The organism is Mycobacterium sp., from assembly GCF_049802695.1.
Classification (GTDB): Bacteria; Actinomycetota; Actinomycetes; order Mycobacteriales; family Mycobacteriaceae; genus Mycobacterium.
In genome coordinates, this window is the sequence record NZ_JBARMY010000429.1 from 1 (window position 1) to 2,200 (window position 2,200).

Sequence of the window (2,200 nt, forward strand, 5' to 3'; positions counted from 1 at the left end):
GGCATCCATCGAGCCGTCGGCGTCGATGACCGCCACAATCCGGGTCGTCGCGGCGACCACGCCGGCGTGCACCGCTGAGCCGTAGCCGGCCCGCGGTTCGGCGACGACCGCAGCGCCGTGCCGGCTGGCTACTGCGGCGGTGTCATCGGTGCTGTTGTTGTCGACCACCAGTGCCCGGTAGCCGGCGGGAATGGCGGCCAGCACCGCCGGCAACGACTCCTCCTCGTTCAGGCAGGGCAGCACCACGGTGACGTCATCGGGCATGCCATCGGACACTAAGGCATCGGCTAACGCAGCGGCGCAAACGCGAATTGACGCAGGCCGTCGCGGGGATCCACGGCCGCGCAGAAACCGAGCACTTCAGCGGCCCGGGCGGGATCGGCGACGATGTGGCGCACATCGCCACTGCGGTATTGCCCGGTGACGACCGGGGACAACGAACCATCGGGGGCGCCCTCGCGGGCATCGCACAGCGCGGCGGCCACCTCGAAGATCGAGATGGGCCGTCCCGAGCAGACGTTGAACGCCGAAAAGCCCCTGATGAAGCCGTCCCGGTCAGCCAGCGACGACGCGGCGGTGACATTCGCGGCGGCGACGTCGTCGACGTGGACGAAGTCGCGCATCTGACCCCCGTCTTCGAAAACCTTCGGAGATTTGCCCTTCTCGAGCGATGAGCGGAAGATCGCCGCCACCCCGGAATACGGGGTGTCGCGTGGCATTCCGGGACCGTAGACGTTGTGGTAACGCAGGGCGACTACCGAACCGCCCGTCGACTCCGACCACGCCAGCGCGTAGTGCTCCTGCGCGGTCTTGCTGGCCGCGTAGAGGCTGCGTGGCCGCAGGGCGACGTCCTCGTCGACGAGTCGCCAGTGCAGCTCCTCACCGCCGAGCGGACAGCGGTGCTCGAAGATCCCGGCGTCCAGGTCGGCGCGTCGCCGCGGCAGCGGGTCGACCGGTCCGTGCTCGGGGCAGGCGTAGCGACCCTGCCCGTATACCACCATCGACGACGCCAGCACCAGACGCCCGATGCCGGCGGCGTACATCTGCGCCAGCAGCACCGTAGTGGCGAAGTCGTTGTGGCCGCCGTAGGCCGGCGCGTCGGCGGCGTTCACACCGGCGCCCACCATTGCGGCCTGATGACAAACCAGGTCCACACCGGACAGCAGCGGCGCCAGCGCCTGTCCGTCTCTGACGTCGACATGGTGGCATCCCGGCGGTAACTGCGGGTCAGCGCCGTGCGCAGCGGGCAGCAGCAGATCGATACCAACCACGTCGTGACCGGCGGCGCGCAACGCAGCGCCCACCCGCGAGCCGATGAAACCGGCCGCTCCGGTCAGCAACACCCTCACGCAGCTCGTGTCCTCTCGAATTGGGCCGGCACGTCGAAGCCTGCACCACCATATCCGTGGGGTGACCAGCCGACCGGTGCTCCCTCAGCCCACGGGTAGCAGGTCCGGGGTGACGATCTGCAAGCCGCCGGCGCCGCCGGGGTCACTGCCCGTCACCAATACACTGCCCGAAACAGGGTCCACACCAACGGAATTGGGCTGCTGCACAGTCGGCAGATCGTCGAGTATCCGCGGCTTCGTCGCGTCCGAGAGGTCGATCAGCCGCAGCAGGTTGAGCGCGGTCAGCGTGACGTACAGACGACGGTGGGCCGCGTCGTAAGCCAGCCCGTAGGGTTTGCCCGGAGCGTCGATCCTGGCGACCTGGCCGAGCTGTGGATCGATGCGCTCGACGAAGACCGCCCCGCCGTCGGTGTCCGCGAACGCAGCCAGATCGCCCGACATCGCAACCGCGTGCGTCAGTTTCGCCCCGACCGGACCGTGCGCCACCAGTCGGCGGGTCGGCCCGTCGTAGACCCACACTCCGTTTCCCTGCACGTCGGCCACCGCCGCGTACTCACCGACCGCCGCTACCCCGCCCGGCTGTACCGGGCCGGCCGGAAGTGACGCGACCACCGCCCCGTCGCGGACGAACACCACACCGCCGCCGAGCTCATTGGTGACCACGATGGTGCCCCCGGCCGTCTGGGCCGCGTCGTGCGGTTGCCGACCCACACCCGCCGCGGTGAAGGTCACGCGACCGTCTACCAGGCTCAGCTCGCACAACCGGTTGGAGCCCTCCAGCGGCACCAGCACCGGCCCGGCCGGCCCGGCCAGGCTCAGATGCCGGGCCGCTCCGACCGTCGGAACCGTGT

At 69.8% G+C, this 2,200-nt stretch carries 3 protein-coding genes; all 3 read right to left on the minus strand.

Going from position 1 to position 2,200, the window contains the following annotated elements; genetic code table 11:
- Positions 1-264: glycosyltransferase (locus WA317_RS17305; RefSeq protein WP_425174198.1), on the minus strand; the 264-nt coding region annotated here is incomplete at its 3' end.
- A 23-nt stretch (positions 265-287) separates the two neighbouring features.
- Positions 288-1,349: an NAD-dependent epimerase/dehydratase family protein gene (locus tag WA317_RS17310; RefSeq protein WP_425174199.1), complete on the minus strand. Its 1,062-nt coding sequence runs from the start codon at positions 1,347-1,349 to the stop codon at positions 288-290.
- Between the two features lie 84 nt (positions 1,350-1,433).
- On the minus strand, positions 1,434-2,200 hold a 767-nt coding region (locus WA317_RS17315), incomplete at its 5' end, for a YncE family protein (protein WP_425174200.1).